This is a genomic window from Streptomyces sp. NRRL S-646 (genome assembly GCF_000720765.1).
Lineage (GTDB): Bacteria > Actinomycetota > Actinomycetes > Streptomycetales > Streptomycetaceae > Streptomyces.
In genome coordinates, this window is record NZ_JODC01000008.1 from 240039 (window position 1) to 257285 (window position 17247).

The 17247-nt window shown below is 71.1% G+C and carries 18 protein-coding genes; 11 read left to right on the plus strand and 7 right to left on the minus strand.

Going from position 1 to position 17247, the window contains the following annotated elements; translation table 11 throughout:
* Positions 1-10 precede the first annotated feature (10 nt).
* The 5 genes from IH68_RS0121110 to sigJ all read left to right on the plus strand — a co-directional run bounded on the left by IH68_RS0121110 (position 11) and on the right by sigJ (position 5636).
* Positions 11-1423: a BNR repeat-containing protein gene (locus IH68_RS0121110; RefSeq protein WP_030937504.1), complete on the plus strand. Its 1413-nt coding sequence runs from the start codon at positions 11-13 to the stop codon at positions 1421-1423.
* 79 nt (positions 1424-1502) lie between these two features.
* Positions 1503-2528, plus strand: a complete 1026-nt coding sequence (locus IH68_RS0121115) for a LacI family DNA-binding transcriptional regulator (protein WP_030937505.1) — start codon at positions 1503-1505, stop codon at positions 2526-2528.
* 100 nt (positions 2529-2628) lie between these two features.
* The gene (locus tag IH68_RS0121120) at positions 2629-3930 is read left to right on the plus strand and encodes an alpha/beta fold hydrolase (RefSeq protein WP_030937508.1); all 1302 of its coding nucleotides are present in this window, start codon (positions 2629-2631) and stop codon (positions 3928-3930) included.
* Between the two features lie 44 nt (positions 3931-3974).
* Positions 3975-4718 (plus strand): PIG-L deacetylase family protein, encoded by a 744-nt coding sequence (locus tag IH68_RS0121125; RefSeq protein WP_030937510.1) that lies wholly within the window; start codon positions 3975-3977, stop codon positions 4716-4718.
* Between the two features lie 27 nt (positions 4719-4745).
* Entirely contained in the window at positions 4746-5636 is an 891-nt protein-coding gene (gene sigJ / locus IH68_RS0121130; protein WP_030937516.1) for an RNA polymerase sigma factor SigJ, read from the plus strand.
* Between the two features lie 3 nt (positions 5637-5639).
* Here sigJ and IH68_RS0121135 read toward each other — a convergent pair whose 3' ends face one another.
* On the minus strand, positions 5640-5840 hold the full coding sequence (locus IH68_RS0121135) for a DUF5999 family protein (RefSeq protein WP_030937518.1): 201 nt from the start codon (positions 5838-5840) through the stop codon (positions 5640-5642).
* 231 nt (positions 5841-6071) lie between these two features.
* Here IH68_RS0121135 and IH68_RS0121140 point away from each other — a divergent pair, with 231 nt between their 5' ends.
* A complete protein-coding gene (locus IH68_RS0121140; RefSeq protein WP_051833616.1) occupies positions 6072-6608 on the plus strand; it encodes a hypothetical protein in 537 nt (178 codons plus the stop codon).
* Here IH68_RS0121140 and IH68_RS0121145 read toward each other — a convergent pair.
* On the minus strand, positions 6603-7280 hold the full coding sequence (locus IH68_RS0121145; protein WP_234341454.1) for a Clp protease N-terminal domain-containing protein: 678 nt from the start codon (positions 7278-7280) through the stop codon (positions 6603-6605). The genes IH68_RS0121140 and IH68_RS0121145 overlap by 6 nt on opposite strands.
* 49 nt (positions 7281-7329) lie before the next feature.
* Between IH68_RS0121145 and IH68_RS0121150 the strand changes: the two genes are divergently transcribed.
* A complete protein-coding gene (locus tag IH68_RS0121150; protein ID WP_051833618.1) occupies positions 7330-8130 on the plus strand; it encodes an aminoglycoside phosphotransferase family protein in 801 nt (266 codons plus the stop codon).
* A gap of 13 nt (positions 8131-8143) precedes the next feature.
* Here the strand turns inward: IH68_RS0121150 and IH68_RS0121155 are convergent, their stop codons facing one another.
* Positions 8144-8572, minus strand: a complete 429-nt coding sequence (locus IH68_RS0121155) for a pyridoxamine 5'-phosphate oxidase family protein (protein ID WP_030937527.1) — start codon at positions 8570-8572, stop codon at positions 8144-8146.
* Positions 8573-8632: 60 nt separating this feature from the next.
* Between IH68_RS0121155 and IH68_RS0121160 the strand changes: the two genes are divergently transcribed.
* Positions 8633-9469, plus strand: a complete 837-nt coding sequence (locus IH68_RS0121160) for a pentapeptide repeat-containing protein (protein WP_030937529.1) — start codon at positions 8633-8635, stop codon at positions 9467-9469.
* Here the strand turns inward: IH68_RS0121160 and IH68_RS0121165 are convergent.
* Positions 9431-10975, minus strand: coding sequence for a cytochrome P450 (locus IH68_RS0121165; RefSeq protein WP_030937531.1), 1545 nt, complete (start codon positions 10973-10975; stop codon positions 9431-9433). The genes IH68_RS0121160 and IH68_RS0121165 overlap by 39 nt on opposite strands.
* A 130-nt stretch (positions 10976-11105) precedes the next feature.
* Between IH68_RS0121165 and IH68_RS0121170 the strand changes: the two genes are divergently transcribed.
* Complete coding sequence (locus tag IH68_RS0121170; RefSeq protein ID WP_030937533.1) at positions 11106-11714, plus strand: TetR/AcrR family transcriptional regulator; 609 nt, start codon at positions 11106-11108, stop codon at positions 11712-11714.
* Positions 11715-11798: 84 nt separating this feature from the next.
* A complete protein-coding gene (locus IH68_RS0121175; RefSeq protein WP_030937536.1) occupies positions 11799-12524 on the plus strand; it encodes a DUF2470 domain-containing protein in 726 nt (241 codons plus the stop codon).
* Here IH68_RS0121175 and IH68_RS0121180 read toward each other — a convergent pair.
* The 3 genes from IH68_RS0121180 to IH68_RS0121190 all read right to left on the minus strand — a co-directional run bounded on the left by IH68_RS0121180 (position 12492) and on the right by IH68_RS0121190 (position 16222).
* Positions 12492-13733 (minus strand): lactonase family protein, encoded by a 1242-nt coding sequence (locus tag IH68_RS0121180; protein WP_030937539.1) that lies wholly within the window; start codon positions 13731-13733, stop codon positions 12492-12494. The genes IH68_RS0121175 and IH68_RS0121180 overlap by 33 nt on opposite strands.
* Positions 13734-13846: 113 nt before the next feature.
* Positions 13847-14896: a hypothetical protein gene (locus tag IH68_RS0121185; protein WP_030937542.1), complete on the minus strand. Its 1050-nt coding sequence runs from the start codon at positions 14894-14896 to the stop codon at positions 13847-13849.
* A gap of 54 nt (positions 14897-14950) precedes the next feature.
* On the minus strand, positions 14951-16222 hold the full coding sequence (locus IH68_RS0121190; RefSeq protein ID WP_030937543.1) for an FUSC family protein: 1272 nt from the start codon (positions 16220-16222) through the stop codon (positions 14951-14953).
* 113 nt (positions 16223-16335) lie between these two features.
* On the opposite strand from IH68_RS0121190, the gene IH68_RS0121195 reads away from it, so the two are divergent.
* Positions 16336-16929, plus strand: coding sequence for a TIGR03086 family metal-binding protein (locus IH68_RS0121195; RefSeq protein WP_030937544.1), 594 nt, complete (start codon positions 16336-16338; stop codon positions 16927-16929).
* Positions 16930-17247 lie beyond the last annotated feature (318 nt).

The window sequence follows — 17247 nt, forward strand, 5'->3', positions numbered from 1 at the left end:
GGAGCCGCTCATGAGAAGACGTACCGTGCTCGCGACCGCCATACTGGCGGCCGTGGCAACGCCGGGCATCGCACGGGCCGCCGATCCCGGCCCCTCCGTCAGCAAGAAGAGCACCACCCAACTCGACGGTCAGGCCATCTTCTTCGTCTCCTACGACGGCCTCGTCAACAACAACTCGTTCCAGAAGAACGGCCTGTTCACGTACAAGGGCTACCAGTACGCCGCCTGGTACACCTCCACCGGCAACGCGGTGGTCGGCCGACGGGTGCTGGGCGGCTCCAGCTGGTCGACCGTGACGCTGTCCCATGTCCTCAAGACCAGCGACTCCCACAACGTCATCTCCATGGGCGTCTCCAAGGCCGACGGCCGTCTGCACCTCAACATGGACTCCCACAGCGACGGCTACTTCTACGTGAAGTCGATCGCCGGCCTCCTCGACAACCCGGCGACCACGTCCTGGACGTCGTCCGTCTTCGGCGCAGTGCAGACCTCGCTCGACGGCCTCGCGCTCACCTCCCAGTTCACCTACCCCCAGTTCGTCTCCACCCCGGAGGGCAAGCTGCAGCTCAGCTACCGGGTCGGGATCTCCGGCAACGGCCGCAACGCCCTTGCCGAGTACGACGGTTCGACGTGGACGGCACTGGGGGAGTGGTCCAGCTCCACGGGTACCTACACCAGCTCGCACGGCTCGTCGACCGCCCGCAACATGTACCTGCACGGCATCGACTACGACGTCAACGGCCGGCTTCACTCCTTCTTCACCTGGCGCGAGCAGAACGCCGCAGTGATGTGCAACAGCGGCGGCATCACCAACCACGACACCGGCTACGTCTACTCCACCGACCGCGGCCGCACCTGGCGCAACGACGCCGGCACCGTCGTGGGCACGACCGGCAGCTCCGACACCGTCGCCGTCACCGACAGCGGACTGGTAGTCGACTCCCTCAACCCCGACCACTCGCTGATGAACCAGGAGAGCCAGTTCACCGACTCCTCCGGCCTCCCGCACGCGATCATCAGCTATGTCCCCGGCCGCTTCGGCCAGTGCACCACCAACTACGTAGCCGACCGCACCGCCAACGGCCGCGCCTTCCACGTCCGCAAGAACTCCTCCGGCACCTGGCAGAAGACTGAGATCCCCGTTGTACTGGGCTCCAGCCAGCGCACCAAGCTGATCCTGGACAAGTACGACAACGCCTACGCGATCTTCCCCTTCGGCCGTATCGTCGGCGCCTCGAAGGCCTCCGGATACACGGACTGGACGCTGCTGTACGACGGCAGCGATCTCAACGCCTTCGGTGAGGTCGTGATCGACGAGCTGCGGGTCAGGGCGGACAACGTCCTGTCGTTCATGTACCAGGAGAAGTCGAGCGGTACGACCCCCTCCCCGCTCCACGTCGTCGACTTCGCTCTGCCCGCGTGACCGGGCACGATGCGCCGAACGATGACGGTAATGTGAAGGCCTTCCGGCCGAATCACGTCCCCTTGGAGGTCCCTGTCCGATGAGCCAGTCGGTGGGTATCAAGGACGTCGCCCGCGCCGCCGGAGTCTCCGTCGGCACGGTGTCGAACGTGATCAACCGTCCGGACACGGTCGCCACGGAGACCCGGGCCCGGGTACTCTCCGCGATCGACCGGCTCGGCTACGTCCGCAGCGAGTCCGCGCGGCAGCTGCGCGCGGGCCGCAGCCGGATCATGGGCCTGCTCGTCCTGGACATGGGCAACCCGTTCTTCGTGGACGTCGCGCGCGGCGCCGAGCGTGCCGCGCGCGACGCCGGGCTCGGCGTCATGGTCTGCAACAGCGCCCAGAGCGCGGGCGAGGAGGCCGAGTACCTCTCGCTCTTCGCCGAGCAGCGGGTGCGCGGCGTGCTGCTCACCCCCGCCGACGCGACCGGCCGCAACATCGAGACGTTCCGCCGGCACAACATCCCCTTCGTCCTGGTCGACCGGGTTGCCGAGGGCACCACCGAGTGCTCCGTCTCCGTCGACGACGTGGCAGGCGGTGCCCTGGCCGTGCGCCACCTCGTCGACGCCGGGCACCGCACCATCGCCTACGTCAGCGGTCCGCCCGGCCTCAACCAGGTCCGCGACCGCCGCACCGGTGCCCTGAACGCCCTCGCCGAGGCCGGCCTCGGACCGGACTGCCTGCGCGAACTGCCCACCGAGCGGCTCGACGTGGCGGCCGGCCGGGACGCCGGCGCCCGTCTCCTCGGCCTCGCCGACCGCCCCACCGCCGTCTTCTGCGCCAACGACCTCCTCGCCCTCGGCGTCCTGCAGGCCATGTACGCGGCCGGCATAACGGTCCCCGACGACCTTGCCATCGTCGGCTACGACGACATCGAGTTCGCCGCCGCCGCGGCCGTCCCGCTCACCTCGGTACGCCAGCCCGCCGTCACCATGGGCGCCCTGGCCGCCGAGCTGCTGCTGGAGGAGACGGAGGCTGAGACCGGGACGAAGCGGCACGAGCACCGGCGTGTCGTACTCCAGCCGGAGCTCGTCGTACGACGCTCCAGCCTGTCCGCCCGCTGATCGCCCGGTCAGTAAGTTTCATGATCCCAGGGGTCCGCCGCCGGACGAACATGTGGTGAAGTGGGACGCGGCCCGAAACCCGTCCGTCCCTGGAGACCCGTTGACCGCCACCTACCGCCAGCCCGGCGTCGTCCTCACCGACCGCCACTTCACCGTGCCCCTCGACCACGACGACCCGGCAGGGGAGACGATCGAGCTCTACGCCCGTGAGGTCGTCGCGAGCGACAAGGCCCAGCAGAACCTGCCCTGGCTGGTCTACCTCCAGGGCGGCCCCGGCTTCGGCGCCAACCGCTTCGTGGGCAGGCAGTCCTGGCTGGGCCGCGCCCTCAAGGAGTACCGCGTCCTCCTCCTCGACCAGCGCGGCACCGGCCACTCCACCCCCGCCAACCGCCAGACCCTCCCGCTGCGCGGCGGCCCCGCCCAGCAGGCCGACTACCTGGCGCACTTCCGCGCCGACGCGATCGTCCGTGACTGCGAGGCGATCCGCGCCCAGGTCACCGGCGGCGCCCGCTGGACGGTCCTCGGCCAGAGCTTCGGCGGCTTCTGCACGGTGAACTACCTCTCCACCGCCCCCGAAGGCCTGACCGCCGCCGTGATCACCGGCGGCCTGCCCTCCCTCGACGCGCACGCCGACGACGTCTACCGCGCCGCCTACCCCCGCATCGAACGCAAGGTCACCGCCCATTACGCCCGCTACCCGCAGGACGTCGAGCGCGCCCGCCGCATCGCCGACCACCTCCTCACCCACGAGGTCACCCTCCCCGGCGGCTACCGCCTCACCGCCGAGGCCTTCCAGTCCCTCGGCATCGTCCTCGGCGGCAGCGAGGGCAGCCACCGCCTGCACTACCTCCTGGAACACGCCTTCGTCCGCACCCCGCAGGGCCCGGCACTCTCCGACGCGTTCCAGGAGGACGTCCAGGGCCTCCTGTCGTACGCCAGCCACCCCCTCTACGCCCTCGTCCACGAGGCGATCTACGGCCAGGGCGAGCGCCCCACCGCCTGGTCCGCCGAGCGCGTCCGCGCCGAGTTCCCGCAGTTCGACGCCGCGAAGACGCTCGCGGGCGACGGCCCGCTCCTGTTCACCGGCGAGTCCATCCACCCCTGGATGTTCGACTGCGACCCGGCGCTGCGCCCCCTGCGCGAGACCGCCGACCTCCTCGCCGCCCGCACCGACTGGCCGCCCCTCTACGACCCCGTGCGCCTCGCCGCCAACGAGGTCCCGGTAGCGGCGGCGGTCTACCACGACGACATGTACGTCGACACGACCCATGCCCTCGAGACGGCCCGCACCATCCGCGGCCTGCGGACCTGGGTGACCGACGAGTTCGAGCACGACGGCGTGCGTGCGGGCGGGCCGCGGGTGCTGGACCGGCTGCTGGCGCTGACGCGTGACGAGGCATGAGAATCACCGGGAGTGATGTCGGCGTCACGCACTAGTCTTCGACCATGACCGAGCCGAAGATCACCGAGTTGCAGCCCATGCCCGCCGACTGGCAGCGAGCCCTCGCCGTCGTCGCGCACCCGGACGACCTCGAGTACGGGTGCTCGGCGGCCGTCGCCGCCTGGACCGACGAGGGCCGCGAGGTCGTCTACGTACTGGCCAGTCGCGGCGAGGCGGGCATCGACACACTGGAACCCGCGAAGTGCGGGCCGCTGCGTGAGCGGGAGCAGCGGGCGAGCGCGGCCGTGGTGGGGGTGACGCAGGTGGAGTTCCTCGACCACAAGGACGGCGTGATCGAGTACGGCACTGCCCTGCGCCGAGACATCGCCGCCGCGATCCGCCGGCACCGGCCCGAGCTGGTGATCACCCTCAACCACCGGGACACCTGGGGCGGCATCGCCTGGAACACCCCCGACCACGTGGCTGTCGGCCGCGCCACGCTCGACGCGGCCGGCGACGCCGGCAACCGGTGGATCTTCCCCGAGCTCGTCGAACAGGGCCTGGAGCCCTGGAACGGCGTCCGCTGGGTCGCCGTCGCAGGCTCCGCCTCGCCCACGCACGCGGCGGACGCCTCGGCCGGAATGGAACGCGCGGTGCACTCGCTGCTCGAACACCGCAGCTACATCGAGGCGTTGACCGACGACGACCCGGAGACGTATGTCCGCGGATTCCTGACGGCGAACGCCACGGCGACGGGGGAGCGGTTCGGGGGCCGGCCGGCGGTCGCGTTCGAGGTCTTCAGCCGATAGGCACAGCCGACGAACATGGGGGAGCACATGAACGGCACAGAAGCACTGGCCGACCGGTTCGAGGAGCACCGGGGCCACCTGAAAGCGGTCGCCTACCGCATGCTCGGTTCGGTCGCCGAGGCGGAGGACGCCGTCCAGGAGAGCTGGCTGAAGCTGAGCCGCAGTGATGCGGACGGCATCCACAACCTGGGCGGCTGGCTGACCACCGTGGTCGGACGGGTCTGTCTCGACATGCTGCGCTCCCGGGCCTCGCGTCGCGAGGATCCCATCGACGAGACCTTCGTGCCCGATCCCGTGATCAGGCCCCTGTCGCAGATCGACCCCGAGCAGGAGGTGCTGCAGGTCGACTCGGTGGGGCTCGCGCTGCTGGTGGTCCTGGAGACCCTGGAGCCCGCGGAGCGGCTGGCGTTCGTGCTGCACGACATGTTCGCCGTGCCCTTCGACGACATCGCGCCGATCGTGGAGCGCACTTCGGCGGCGACCCGACAGCTGGCCAGCCGGGCCCGGCGCCGCGTGCAGGGCGCCACCCCGTCCTCGGAACCCGACCTCGGCAGACAGCGGCAGGTCGTCGACGCCTTCATGGCGGCCGCCCGCGCCGGTGACTTCGAGGCGTTGGTCGCGGTCCTGCACCCCGACGTGGTGCTGCGGGCCGACTCCGGTGCGCTGGTCGGGGGCGCCGCCGCGTCCAAGCTGGTGCGCGGGGCGAAGCCGGTGGCCGAACAGGCGCTGCTGTTCCGGCAGTTCGCGCAGTTCGCGCGGGTGGTGCTGGTCAACGGGGAGATCGGTGTCGTCAACGCGCCCGAGGGCCGGCCGCTGTCGGTCATGGGTGTCACCGTCGGCGACGGCCGGATCGTGGCCCTGCACATCCTGGCCGACCCGGAACGGCTCGCCCGCCTGGACCTCGGCGCGTTCGACTGAGGGTCAGGCGGCCACGGCCAGCGGACGGAGGGTGCGGTGCGGGTCCACGACCCGCCCGTCCGGCAGCAGTTCACCGGTGTCGTCGAACACGATCGTCCCGTTGCACAGCAGGCTCCAGCCCTGTTCGGGATGGGCGGACACGATCACGGCGCTGTGGTGGTCCGCGCTGTCAGAGGTGGGGCACGTCGGCCGGTGACTGCACATGATCTCTCTCCTCGATCCGTCTGGCTCCCGCCTGAAGTGGGCTCGTATCTGTGATAGCCGAGCTTGTTTTCCGTTGAATGAGGAGACCCCCACAGCGCCGGAAACTCATCGGTGAGGTTCGGTTTCCCACAGGTCGTTTTCGGCGGGATCCGCAGCGGAGTCTCTGTCACACCGGCGTGGGAGCGTGGGACATGGACAAGCAGTGCGCGTCGAGCCGAAGGGGGCCGGGTCATGGCCGACGTCGATTCGCAGTTCCTGCGTGGCCTGTTCGACGAGGAGGGCAGTCTGCACACCGCGGGCCGCACGGCACTGTACCGGCTGTACGGCCTGGAAGGCCTGCTGTACGTCGGCATCTCGATCTCCCCGCTCACCCGCGTGCGCACGCACCTTCGGGAGCAGTCGTGGGCGTCGCAGGTCGTCGGGATACGGATCGAGTACCCGGCCGACGCGGAGGCAGCCGAACGCGAGGCCGTCTGGACCGAGCACCCCAGGTACAACGTGATCTTCAACGGCCAGAGTCCGCCCGCCCCGCCGGACCGGGCATCGCGCCTCCGGACCGAACTCGCCCTCGAACGACGCCGGTTGGCGGAGTTCGAGTCAACCGTGCCCGAGTCGTCGGCTCACTTGAGGCTCATAGCCCGCGGAATCAAGGCGAAGCAGGCGAAGATCGCGAAGCTGGTCGAGAACATCGAGAACATCGAGAAGGCCGAGAACACCGAAGCCGCACGTCACCACGTCCCGTACCGGAGCAGGCGGATCGGGTCATGACAGCCGCTCACCGAAGCCGTTCTCCGCAAGGACCAAGGAGGCGACTCCACGCCCGACCTGCGCCAGCCCCACCAGCAGGTCGGCGCAGTCGATCAGTTGCGAGCCGGCCTGCTCGACGCGCGCCTCGGCCAGCGCGATCGCCTTGCGCGAGTACGGCGTCCAGGCGATCCGCTCGGCCGCCTGCGAGGCGCCCATGCTCAGCCGCTCGCCGACCGAGCGGTGGACGGCCTCCGCCGACACGCCGGACTCCTGCAGCAGCCGGGTGGCGCTGTTGCCCTCCGCGGTCAGCCCCCACAACAGGTGCTCGGTCCCGATGTAGTTGTTGCGGTGCTGCACAGCCGCTGCCTTGACGTGGGCCATCGCCCGCCGGAGGTCCTCGGTCATCGTCTCGGGGCTGTAGCGCTTGTGGGGGGCCTGGAAGCGTTGCTGCACCGCCTGCCGGGTCACCCCGAGTGCCGCTCCGATGTCCGTCCACGACACGCCGTGCATCCGGCAGTGCTCCACGTAGTCCTCGACCAAGTCATCGGCCAGTGCCTGGAGTTGGCCGGATATGGTGGCGGCGGCGGTCAGTAGCGCCAGCCAGTCGGGCTGTTCCTGGTCACCGGGGCGGTGGGCGGTGGCGCAGGTGCGGTCCACTTCGGCGATGAGCGCGTCCAGATCGGGGAGAGTCATGAGGCAAGTGCGCCTTGACAAAATCCATTTGTCAAGGCGCACTTGCCTCATGGGAGTTGAGGAGAGAACAGTGCGCGAGGACGAACAGCCGCTGTCGGGCGGGAACGTCAGCGACGGCGTCGTCCGCATCGGCGACACCGTGCGCCGGCCCGCAGGTCCGTGGACGCCCGCGGTACATGCTCTGCTCACGCACCTGCACGAGGCCGGCTTCCATGCGGCCCCGCGCCCCCTCGGGATCGACGACCAGGGGCGCGAGGTGCTGACCTTCGTGCCGGGCGCCGTGATCTGGCCCGACCGGTTCGCCCTGGTGGAGCCGACAGTGGGGCTGGTCCGCGTGGCCCGGCTGGTCCGGGACTTCCACGACGCCGTAAAGGACTTCACGCCGCCGCCCGACGCCCGCTGGCAGGTGCTCGTTCCCGCGGAGGGCGCAGACATCATCGCTCACCAGGATCTGGCGCCCTGGAACCTCGTGGTCGGCGGTGAGGAGGAGTGGGCCTTCATCGACTGGGACACGGCCGCCCCCGGCTCCCGCCTCTGGGACGTCGCCTATGCCATACGCGGCTTCGTGCCCCTGTCCGCCCATCCCGACTGGCGGAGCCCCGACGCAGCCGCCCGTCTGCGCCTTTTCGCCGACGCCTACGGACTCGACGAAACCGAACGGCGCACCCTCGTACCGATGCTGGGCCGCCGCACCCGAGCCATGCACGACTTCCTGCGAGACCAGTCGGACCGGGGACATCAACCGTGGGCGAGACTCTGGGCGGAAGGCCACGGGGACGCGTGGCGTGGCGATGCCGAATACATGGAAGAGCGCCAGGAGCGGTGGAAGCGAGCGCTGCTGTCCGGCTGACGGTCACGGATCGTCAGCCGACCGTGCCAAGATCCGCGGCGAACCAGTGCTCCGGCCGCATACGCACCACGACGTGATCGGCGAGTTCGTCCTCGGCAAAGGCCACGAACTCGTCGAGTGCCGCCCCCGACAGATAGCGCCCGGCCATCTCACGGTGCAGCGTGCCGCTTCCCTCGGCCACCTCGGCGACCGGTCCTTCGACCGAGACGTACCTGGTCGTCGGCTCCGTGCGCTGGACCATCAGACTGAAGCGGCCCGCCGCCCTGATCAGGGTCATCTTCCGGGAGTCCGCGCCGGTGAGGATCCACGGCAGTCCGCCGCGCTCGTAGGCGTACCAGATCGGCACCACCAGCGGCCCGCGGTCGTCACCGGCGGTGACACCCAGCGCGGCCACATGCGGCTCAGCAAGGAAACCTTCCCGTTCTTCGCGTGAAAGCGCCATACGACGACTGTACGTACGGCCACCGACAGCGGTCCGCCGCACCCGGTTAGGCTTGGCGTCATGCCAGATCAGACAGCCGACCGGGCCGAGCTGCGCGGCGACTGCGAGCGTTGCTTCGGTCTCTGCTGTGTCGCCCTGCCGTTCGCCGCCTCCGCCGACTTCGCGATCGACAAACAGGCCGGCACGCCCTGCCCGAACCTGCGGGAGGACCACCGCTGCGGCATCCACGCCCGGCTGCGGCAGCAGGGCTTCAGCGGCTGCACGGTCTATGACTGCTTCGGCGCGGGCCAGAAGGTCTCGCAGGTCACTTTCGGTGGACGGGACTGGCGCACGGGCTCGCGGGCGGACGCCCGGCGCATGTTCGACGTGTTCCCGGTCGTACGGCAGCTGCACGAGCTGCTCTGGTACCTCACCGAGGCCCTTGCCCTGCCCCCGGCCCGCCCCGTCCACGCCGATCTGCGCCGTGCCCTGGACAAGACCGAGGAGCTCACCCGCCAAGCCCCCGAGCAGCTGGCCGCGTTGGATGTGGGCGCGCACCGGCAGGACGTCAATACGCTCCTGCTGAAGACCAGCGAGCTGGTACGGGCGGGTTCCGGCGCCCGCGGCCGCAAGAAGGACCGCCGCGGCGCCGATCTGATGGGCGCCCGCCTCAAGGGCGCCGACCTGCGCGGTGCGAACCTTCGCGGCGCCTACCTCATAGCCGCCGACCTGACCGGCGCCGACCTGCGCGGCGCGGACATGATCGGTGCCGACCTGCGCGACGCCGATCTCACCGACGCCGACCTGACCGGCGCCTTCTTCCTCACCCAGCCCCAGCTCAACGCCGCCCGCGGCAGCGCCGGCACCCGGCTGCCGGACTCAGTCACGCGCCCCGTGCACTGGACAGCGCAGCTCTGACGGATCCTCGTCCAGGGCCTCCCCGGAAGAGACCCCGGCGGTGACGGTGCGCCGCTCCAGGTGCAGCCGCAGCCCCTCCGGCATCAGCGTGAGCCGCTCGGTCACCTTCAGCCGGTAGCCGGGGTCGGGGCGCAGGTCGTAGCGGCGCAGCAGCAGGCCGAGCACCAGCGTGGCCTCGTGCAGCGCGAACTGCCGCCCGATGCACGCCCGCGCTCCTGTCCCGAACGGCTTGAAGGTGTGCGGGGCCCGGGACCGTACGGCCTTCGGGTCGAAGCGGTCCGGGTCGAACCGCTCCGCGTCGCTGCCCCACACGTCCGGGTCGCGGTGCAGCATCGCGGTGAGGACCAGCGCCCAGGCGCCCCGCCGCATCGGATGGTCCCCGGCCAGCACGGTGTCCTCGCGGGCCTCCCGGGCGAAGGCCGGAGCGGTCGGCCACAGCCGCAGCGCCTCGTCCAGCACCCGCCTCACATACCGCAGCTTGGCCACCTGGTCGTAGCCGGGCACGGCCGCATCGCCCCAGACGGCGTCCACCTCGGCCCTGGCGCGGGCCGCGATCTCGGGGTGCCGGGAGAGGTAGTGCAGGGCGAAGGAGAGCGCGCCCGAGGTGGTCTCGTGGCCGGCCACCAGGAAGGTGATGACCTGGCGGCGCACGTTCTCGGCGGACAGCCGCTCCCCGGTCTCGGGGTGGGCCGTCTGCAGCATCCGGTCCAGCAGATCCCCGTCTCCGCCCTCGCCCGACGCGCGTCGGGCCCGGACCAGGTCGTCGACGGTGCGGTTGAGATACGCGATGTCGGCCTCGTTGCGGCGCGAGGCGCTTCGCAGCAGGAACGGCGCCAGCGGCGACGGCACCGTGTTCAGACGCTGGGCGTACGTCAGTGTGCCCACCATCGCGGTCACGAACGGATGCAGCCGGGGCCGCTCGAAGGAACCGAAGTCGTGCCCGAACCCGGTGCGTGCGATCGTCTCCAGCGTCAGCTTGGTCATGTCACCGGGCACGTCCACCGCCCGGCCCGCCGCCAGCTCGCGGTCCCAGTGGTCGGTCAGTCGCTCGGCCACCGCCAGCATCATCGGGTGGTAGCCCTCCATCGCCTCCCGGCTGAAGCCCGGGGCGAGGACATCGTGCGCCAGTTGCCAGTTCGGCTCGTGGTTGTACGCCGTGAACAGCGCGTCCCCGACGACCGGTCGCAGATTGGCGACCCCGAGGCCGACATGCTTGGCGAAGCGCGACTCGTCCGCCATGTCGGCCGCCGGCTCGGCGCCCCACACGAACACGAACTCCTTGCCGAACGCCTTGCGCCGGAAGATCGGCCCGAGCTGCCGTGCGTAGCGCATGGAGTCCTGGACCGGCGCGCGCCGGTCGGCGCCGAGCACATCGCCGAGCAGGGGGAGCCGGTGTGGGGGATGCGGAATGCGGTGCAGCTCGGGCCAGCCCTGTTCGGCGCCCCGGAACCCCTTGGGAAGCGTGGCCTGTGTTGCCGGTTCGGCCCCTGACGTCGTCTCCGCCATGACGCGTTCTCCCTTGAATCAGCGGCAGGTCGAGCTTTCGTACAGCTGCTTGGCGCATCTGTTGTACGTGGGTTCAATAGCGTGTCCAGTCTGATCCCGCTGTTGAACCGACGTCAAGTAAAGTGCGGGCATGGCCGCGAACCAGGGCGAGCGCACGCGCCGTCGGCTCAGCACCGAGGAGCGCAGGGAGCAGCTGCTGTCGGTGGGGGCGCGGCTGTTCTCGGAGAGCCCGTACGACGAGGTGTGGATCGAGCAGGTCGCCGAGATCGCCGGTGTTTCGCGCGGGCTGCTGTACCACTACTTCCCGACCAAGCGGGACTTCTTCGCCGCGGTCGTCGAGCGGCAGAGCGAGCGGATGCTGCAGATGACGGCGGCCGTGCCCGGTGTCCCGGCGCGCGAACAGCTCGCCGCCGGACTCGACATCTTCCTGGAGTACGTGCACACCCACGCGCACGGCTTCCGCGCCTTCCACCGTGCGGACGCGGCGGGGGACCAGGCCATCCGCCGGGTCTACCAGCGGGCACTGGCCGCCCAGGAGCGGCAGATCCTGGCCACACTCGCCGCCGACCCCGAACTCGGCCCGGTCGCGCAGCAGCGCGCCGACCTCAAGCTGGCCGTCCGCGGCTGGCTGGCCTTCACCACGGCCGTCTGCCTGGAGTGGCTGCGGGGTTCGGATCTGACCCGGGAACAGGTGCGCGACCTGTGCGCCCGGGCGCTGCTGGGCGTCATCGCACCCTGAGGCGCACACGCTTCGGCCACCTCGTGGTTGGCGTACACCCCGATCTTCGATAGGTTAGGCAAGGCTTACCTAAGGAGGTTTGGGATGGGTGACAGCCCCAACTGGACGGCCGCGCCTGCCGCGGCCGAACGGGCACGGTCGGTACTTGCGGCCGCCTGGTCCTGCGCGGTGACCGCGGACGGCGGTCGCGAGGAGTTCGTCGGCGCGCACAGCGTGGACGAGGACGGCCGGGTGCTGCTGCACGTGCCCGAGGACAGCGCCCTGCTCGCGGCCGCGATCTGCGCACCCCGCGGAGAACCCCATGCGGTGCTGGAGTTCGCCGACGTCGCGCCCGTCCCGGTACGCCACCGGATCCGCGCCCGGCTCTGGCTCGCCGGCTACTTCCTCCCCGAGGACAGCCACCTGGCCTTCCGGGCCACTCGGATCGTGCTGCGGCAGTCGTCCGGCGCGGTGGTCGTCGACCTCGATGATTTCGCCGCCGCCGAACCCGACCCGCTCGCCCTCGCCGAGGCACACCTGCTCACCCATCTCGCCGACTGCCACCCCGACGCCGTCGAGCGGCTCACCCGGCTCGTCGACCACGCCGGCCTCCACGGCGCGGTCCGCGTCCAGCCCGTCGCCGTCGACCGGCACGGACTGACGCTGCGCATCGAACGCAACCGAGCCCACGGCGACGTACGACTTCCCTTCCATGCACCCGCCGACGACGTCGGACAGCTCACCGAACGCATGCACGCCCTGCTCACGCAGGCCGGCGCCGCCTCCTGCCCGCGCGCCCTACAGCGGCAGCGCACAGACGGCGACGGGTGAGGCGAACGGCTCGCCCGCGAGCCGCAGGTCACCGCTCTTGCCGTCCACGTGGAAGACGCTGACCGTGCCGGACTTCTGGTTCGCCGCGAACAACAGTGTCCCGTCCGGCGAGAAGGCGATCTGGCGCGGGAAGTCACCGGACACCGGCACCGTGCCGAGCAGCCGAAGCCGGGCACCGTCCGCCTCGACGGCGTAGCGCGCGAGGCTGTTGTCGCCGCGGTTGGCGAGATAGGCGTAGGAGCCGTTCGCGGTCACCAGGATCTGCGCCGGGTAGTTGGTGCCCGGGCCCGAGCCCGTGGACTGCGGCTCGCCGACGGTCAGACGTCCGGTGGTGACCTCGTACGTGCAGACCGCGACCGTGTTGTCGACCTCGTTGGCCAGATAGGCGTGCCGTCCGCCGGGGTGGAAGGTGAGATGGCGCGGACCTGCACCGGGCCGGGTGTGCGCCTGCCCGACCTCGGTGAGGGTGCCCCGGCGTTCGTCCAGGCGGTAGGTGTAGACGGTGTCCGTGCCCAGGTCGACGGCGAGCACATGGCCGCCGTCGGGGCTGGTGATGAACTGGTGGGCGTGCGGGCCCTGTTGGCCCGGTCCGGGGGCCGGAGCCGAGTGCGTGACCACATCCGTGCGCTCGCCCAGCGCTCCCGACTTGTCGATCGGGTGCACGGCCACACTGCCCGACGTGTAGTTGGCGCTCAGCAGCCAGCGGCCGCTCGGATGTACGGAGAGGTGGCAGGGTCCCGCTCCGCCGGTGCTGCGGGCACCCAGGATCTTGCGGTCGGCGAGGCGTACGGCGGTCACGGCGCCGTCGTCGTGCTCGTTCACCGTGTACAGCGTGCGGCGGTCCGGGTGGAGCGCGAGATACGACGGGTTGACGATGCCCGTCAGGGTTCCGGTTCCGGTGATACGGCCGGACGTGGGGTCGTACGTGGCGAGGCGGACGCCCGTGCCACCGCCCTCGACCGTGGTGTAGGTGCCGAGGTACAGCGGCTGGGGGCCGGAGGTCTTCTTGGCCGGGTGCGGGACGGAGGGCTCGGCGGAAGGCCGCTCGGCGGCGGGCGCCGCCCGGTCGGGCGTCGTGGTGGTGTGGGCGGCCGCGTTCTTGGGTGGCGCGGGTGCCGGCAGTGCCGTCACCGCGGCCGCTCCCGCGAGCGCGCCGACGAGGCGGCGCCTGCTCCAGCCGCCGCCCGCCGCTCCTGTCCCACTGCCCATGTCCACACCTCAGGTGGTCGCTCGCCTCGATCGTGACAAGCCACCATGACCCGCCCCGGCGGGTGTGCGCAAGAAGGGCAACGGCCGTTGCGCAGGGTGCAATGCCTGCGGGCTTACCAGTCGCCGTCCTCGACCGGCTTGCCCGGCGCGTCCTTCAGCGGATTGACCTGCTGCGGTGCCGGATCCTGCCAGGGCTCGTGGTCGTCGCCGAGCCAGTCGCCGACCGGTTTCACGCCCTCCAGCGCGTCCGTGGGTGTGAGATCCCCCGCATCCTGGTCGTAGTACTCGTACCAGGGCAGTCCGGCCTTGGTGTACTCCGCCCGGTTCACGGGCGACGGCGGGGGAGCCTCGCCGGTGATGCGGCGCCACTCCGGAGGCGTCACCAGGTGCACGAACACCCGCCCGGCGGGCTGCTCCGCCCAGTCCTCGAGCGGCCGGTCGTCCCGGTAGACCTCCTGCCGCATCGAACCGCCGACGCCGAGCCCCATGGCCGCGGCGGGACGCGCACGGCCCGCTGGAGCCGCCACCGGCACCGGGCCGCCCGGCGCGGCCGCCGCCATGGGCAGCGCCGCTCCGTAGCCCCCGGCCGCCATGCTCGTCCGCCGCAGCTCAGAGCGGCGCCGCTGCTCCTCGCGCCACTCGACCAGCTTCCGCTCGGTGAGGGGGAAGGACTGCAGTTGTACGCCGCCCCAGGTCTCCTCGCCCGTGACCTGGCCCTCGACGGTCGCCCCCAGGCCCAGCGGAACCGCCACGAACTGGCGGACCGTGCCCTTCCCGGAGTTGATGCCGTCCAGCCAGGGCTGGCGCGGCAGCGCGAGATAGTTCTGCGGTTTCCGGGACAGCCGGTCGCTCCACGGCTTGCCCGAGACCGCGCACACCTTGCCGACTCCGACCTGCAGGGCGGCAGGCTCCGTGGTCCCTCCGAAGCTCAGCCACATCGCCTCGCGCAGATACACCGGCAGCATCACACCGCCCCGCGCACGCCACTGCTCGGGCACCGTGTCGAGGAAGTCCGCGACCCGCCGCACCGGAAACTCGCCCAGCCCTGGCGGCAGCGGATGGGTGCCCGTCTCCGGCAGCCGCAGGGTGCGCACGAACCGCACCGCCACACCGCCCGGCAACCGCAGCGTGTTCCCGTCGATCCGCACGCTCGTGTCCGTCATCCGCCCGCCCCCTTGTCTCCGGCCCCGGACACGTACGCCGCTCCGGTGACTCCGTCAGCTAGAACGACGCCCGGCGCCGTCAGGGTTCCTGCGCAGCACCTCCGGAACCCGCAGCCGCTCGGAATCGCGCAGGCTCTCCCGCAGCCTGGTCAGCCGCGGCATGCGCTCGCCCTGTTCGCGGGACGTGCGGTCCAGCTCCTCGAAGAGGCGCCGGGAGCGGTGCTCGGTGTCCATCTCGTCGAGGATGCGGTTGACCTCGGTCAGCACGGCGCCGTACAGCTGCCAGCTGCGGGCGTCGCGCTGGACCTCCTCCAGCAGCAGCTGGGCGAGCTTGTCGCGGGTGGCTGCGGCCTGCCGCAGCTCCGCGGCCAGCCGGGATTCCGCCGACTCGGCGCTCTCACTGACGTGGCTGGTGACCAGCACGGCGAAGCTGACCACGGCGTCGGCGATCTCCGACAGCAGCCGCTCCACGGCGGCCCCCGTCTCGGGCGCGAACAGCGGCTCGGGATCGCGTTCCTTGGCGAGGTCGGTGAAGGTGCGGGCCAGCACCCGCAGCACCACCGTGCAGATCTCCAGCGTGTCCAGCCCCGTGCGCAGCACCACCCGGTGCAGCAGCCCCTCCCGCACGCGGGGATTGAGCCGCAGACTGTCCTCGGCCTGCCTGAGTGCCGCGTCGACCTCGACGATGTCGTGATCGAGCCGGCGTGCCTCGTGCAGCCTCTCCGTCGCCCGCTCGACGGGCGTGCGGCCGGCGGCCTCCTCGCCCATGCGCAGCATCAGCTGCCGCACCCGGCGGGCCAGCCCCTCGATCGACTCACCGGCCTCGTCCACCCACACGGGTGGCGCGAGCAGCAGATTGCAGCCGAACCCGACGACCGCGCCGATCAGCGTCTCCACCACCCGGGCCCAAGCCGTGTCCCCATGGGTCGTCACCCCGAGCACCAGCATCGCGCTGATCGCCACCTCGGGCACGTACTCCTCGACCCGCACCAGCCGTCCCACCGCCAGTGAGGCAATGATCAGCAGGGCCAGACTCCACCAGGTCAGGCCCACCAGAAGACTGAAAGCGATGGCGACGAGGACGCCGGCCACGACCGAGTTCACCCGGCGGATGCCGTTGGTGAGGGTGGCGTACAGGGTGACCTGGACGACCAGCAGCGCGGTCAGCGGAGCGGTGAGCGGTGCCGGCTCGGGGCTGAGGCGCAGTGCGACGACGTACGCGATCGTCGCCGCGGCAGCCGCCCGCAGGGTCTGCACGACCATCGGGTCCCGGCGGCGCTTCACAAAGCGCACGAGAGACGCCGTCCACTCACGTACATCTCGCATCCTCGGGCCGTGCCCTTCCTGTCCTTGAGGACCGTGTCATTGAGGACCGTAACTGTCCGCAAGGCAGCCTAGATTGTTCATGTCGGTCGAAGGGTGACAGGAGGGGAACAATCATGGAGCACACCCAGGGCATCGAGGTTCTCACGCGGGCGCACGCTTATCTCGCCGAGGTGGTCGCCGGAGTGCCCGAGTCGGCGTGGGGAGCACCGACGCCGTGCACCGAGTGGACGGTACGGCAGGTCCTCAACCATGCGCGGATCGACCAGCAGGCCTACGGGCTCGCGATCACCGGTCGCCGCCCGGACTCGGACCCGTTCCAGCCGGCCGACGCCCTCGACGGAGATCCGGTGGCGGAGCTCGACAAGGTGCTGCGCGCGGTGGCTGACGCGTACGCGGGACTGCCTGCCGACGCCGAACAGGCGCCGACTCCGCTGGGCCCCATGCCGGTGCCGCTCGCCGCGGCCGCAGCGGCCATGGACGCGGCCGTGCACGCCTGGGACATCGCGGTCGCCACGGGCCAGGACCGGCCGCTGAGCGGCGAGCTCGCCGAGGGAATCCGGCCGGCGGCAGACCGGCTCGTCGATCGTCTCCGGGACGCGTATCAGGTGTTCGCGCCCGCGCGGGCTCTCGCGCCGGACTACGACAGTGCCGAGGCGCTGCTCGCCTTCCTGGGCCGCGACCCGCACTGGTCGCCTACGGCGTCCTGACGCGCACGGCGCGGCGCAGCCGAGTCGACGGCCGGCAGCCCACGCCCACCCGCAGGGCAAGCCTCCGATGATGAAAAGGCATCGGACCCCCATCGTCCTGACCCCGCTCATGACCTTGCGCATCACAGTGGCCGTGACCGATGCGACCGGCGCGCCCGTCGGCGCGCCCTCGCGCGGATGATTGTCGGCCCCAGAACGGATCGTCGACCGCGTCCGGTACCGCGACTACGTCCGCGATGTGGGCTCGGCCGGCTCATCGGCCCGCGAGTGGCCGGCGCGCGCCCCGACCCCTGCAGGCACCGCTGCCTGAACGGCCCT

Bases quoted from the DNA above. Each gene is read 5' to 3' on its own strand.
- IH68_RS0121110 (WP_030937504.1), top strand. From the start codon at position 11: ATGAGAAGACGTACCGTGCTCGCGACCGCCATACTGGCGGCCGTGGCA.
- IH68_RS0121115 (WP_030937505.1), top strand. From the start codon at position 1,503: ATGAGCCAGTCGGTGGGTATCAAGGACGTCGCCCGCGCCGCCGGAGTC.
- IH68_RS0121125 (WP_030937510.1), top strand. From the start codon at position 3,975: ATGACCGAGCCGAAGATCACCGAGTTGCAGCCCATGCCCGCCGACTGG.
- sigJ (WP_030937516.1), top strand. From the start codon at position 4,746: ATGAACGGCACAGAAGCACTGGCCGACCGGTTCGAGGAGCACCGGGGC.
- IH68_RS0121135 (WP_030937518.1), bottom strand. From the start codon at position 5,840: ATGTGCAGTCACCGGCCGACGTGCCCCACCTCTGACAGCGCGGACCAC.
- IH68_RS0121140 (WP_051833616.1), top strand. From the start codon at position 6,072: ATGGCCGACGTCGATTCGCAGTTCCTGCGTGGCCTGTTCGACGAGGAG.
- IH68_RS0121145 (WP_234341454.1), bottom strand. From the start codon at position 7,280: ATGACTCTCCCCGATCTGGACGCGCTCATCGCCGAAGTGGACCGCACC.
- IH68_RS0121150 (WP_051833618.1), top strand. From the start codon at position 7,330: ATGGGAGTTGAGGAGAGAACAGTGCGCGAGGACGAACAGCCGCTGTCG.
- IH68_RS0121155 (WP_030937527.1), bottom strand. From the start codon at position 8,572: ATGGCGCTTTCACGCGAAGAACGGGAAGGTTTCCTTGCTGAGCCGCAT.
- IH68_RS0121160 (WP_030937529.1), top strand. From the start codon at position 8,633: ATGCCAGATCAGACAGCCGACCGGGCCGAGCTGCGCGGCGACTGCGAG.
- IH68_RS0121165 (WP_030937531.1), bottom strand. From the start codon at position 10,975: ATGGCGGAGACGACGTCAGGGGCCGAACCGGCAACACAGGCCACGCTT.
- IH68_RS0121170 (WP_030937533.1), top strand. From the start codon at position 11,106: ATGGCCGCGAACCAGGGCGAGCGCACGCGCCGTCGGCTCAGCACCGAG.
- IH68_RS0121175 (WP_030937536.1), top strand. From the start codon at position 11,799: ATGGGTGACAGCCCCAACTGGACGGCCGCGCCTGCCGCGGCCGAACGG.
- IH68_RS0121180 (WP_030937539.1), bottom strand. From the start codon at position 13,733: ATGGGCAGTGGGACAGGAGCGGCGGGCGGCGGCTGGAGCAGGCGCCGC.
- IH68_RS0121185 (WP_030937542.1), bottom strand. From the start codon at position 14,896: ATGACGGACACGAGCGTGCGGATCGACGGGAACACGCTGCGGTTGCCG.
- IH68_RS0121190 (WP_030937543.1), bottom strand. From the start codon at position 16,222: ATGCGAGATGTACGTGAGTGGACGGCGTCTCTCGTGCGCTTTGTGAAG.
- IH68_RS0121195 (WP_030937544.1), top strand. From the start codon at position 16,336: ATGGAGCACACCCAGGGCATCGAGGTTCTCACGCGGGCGCACGCTTAT.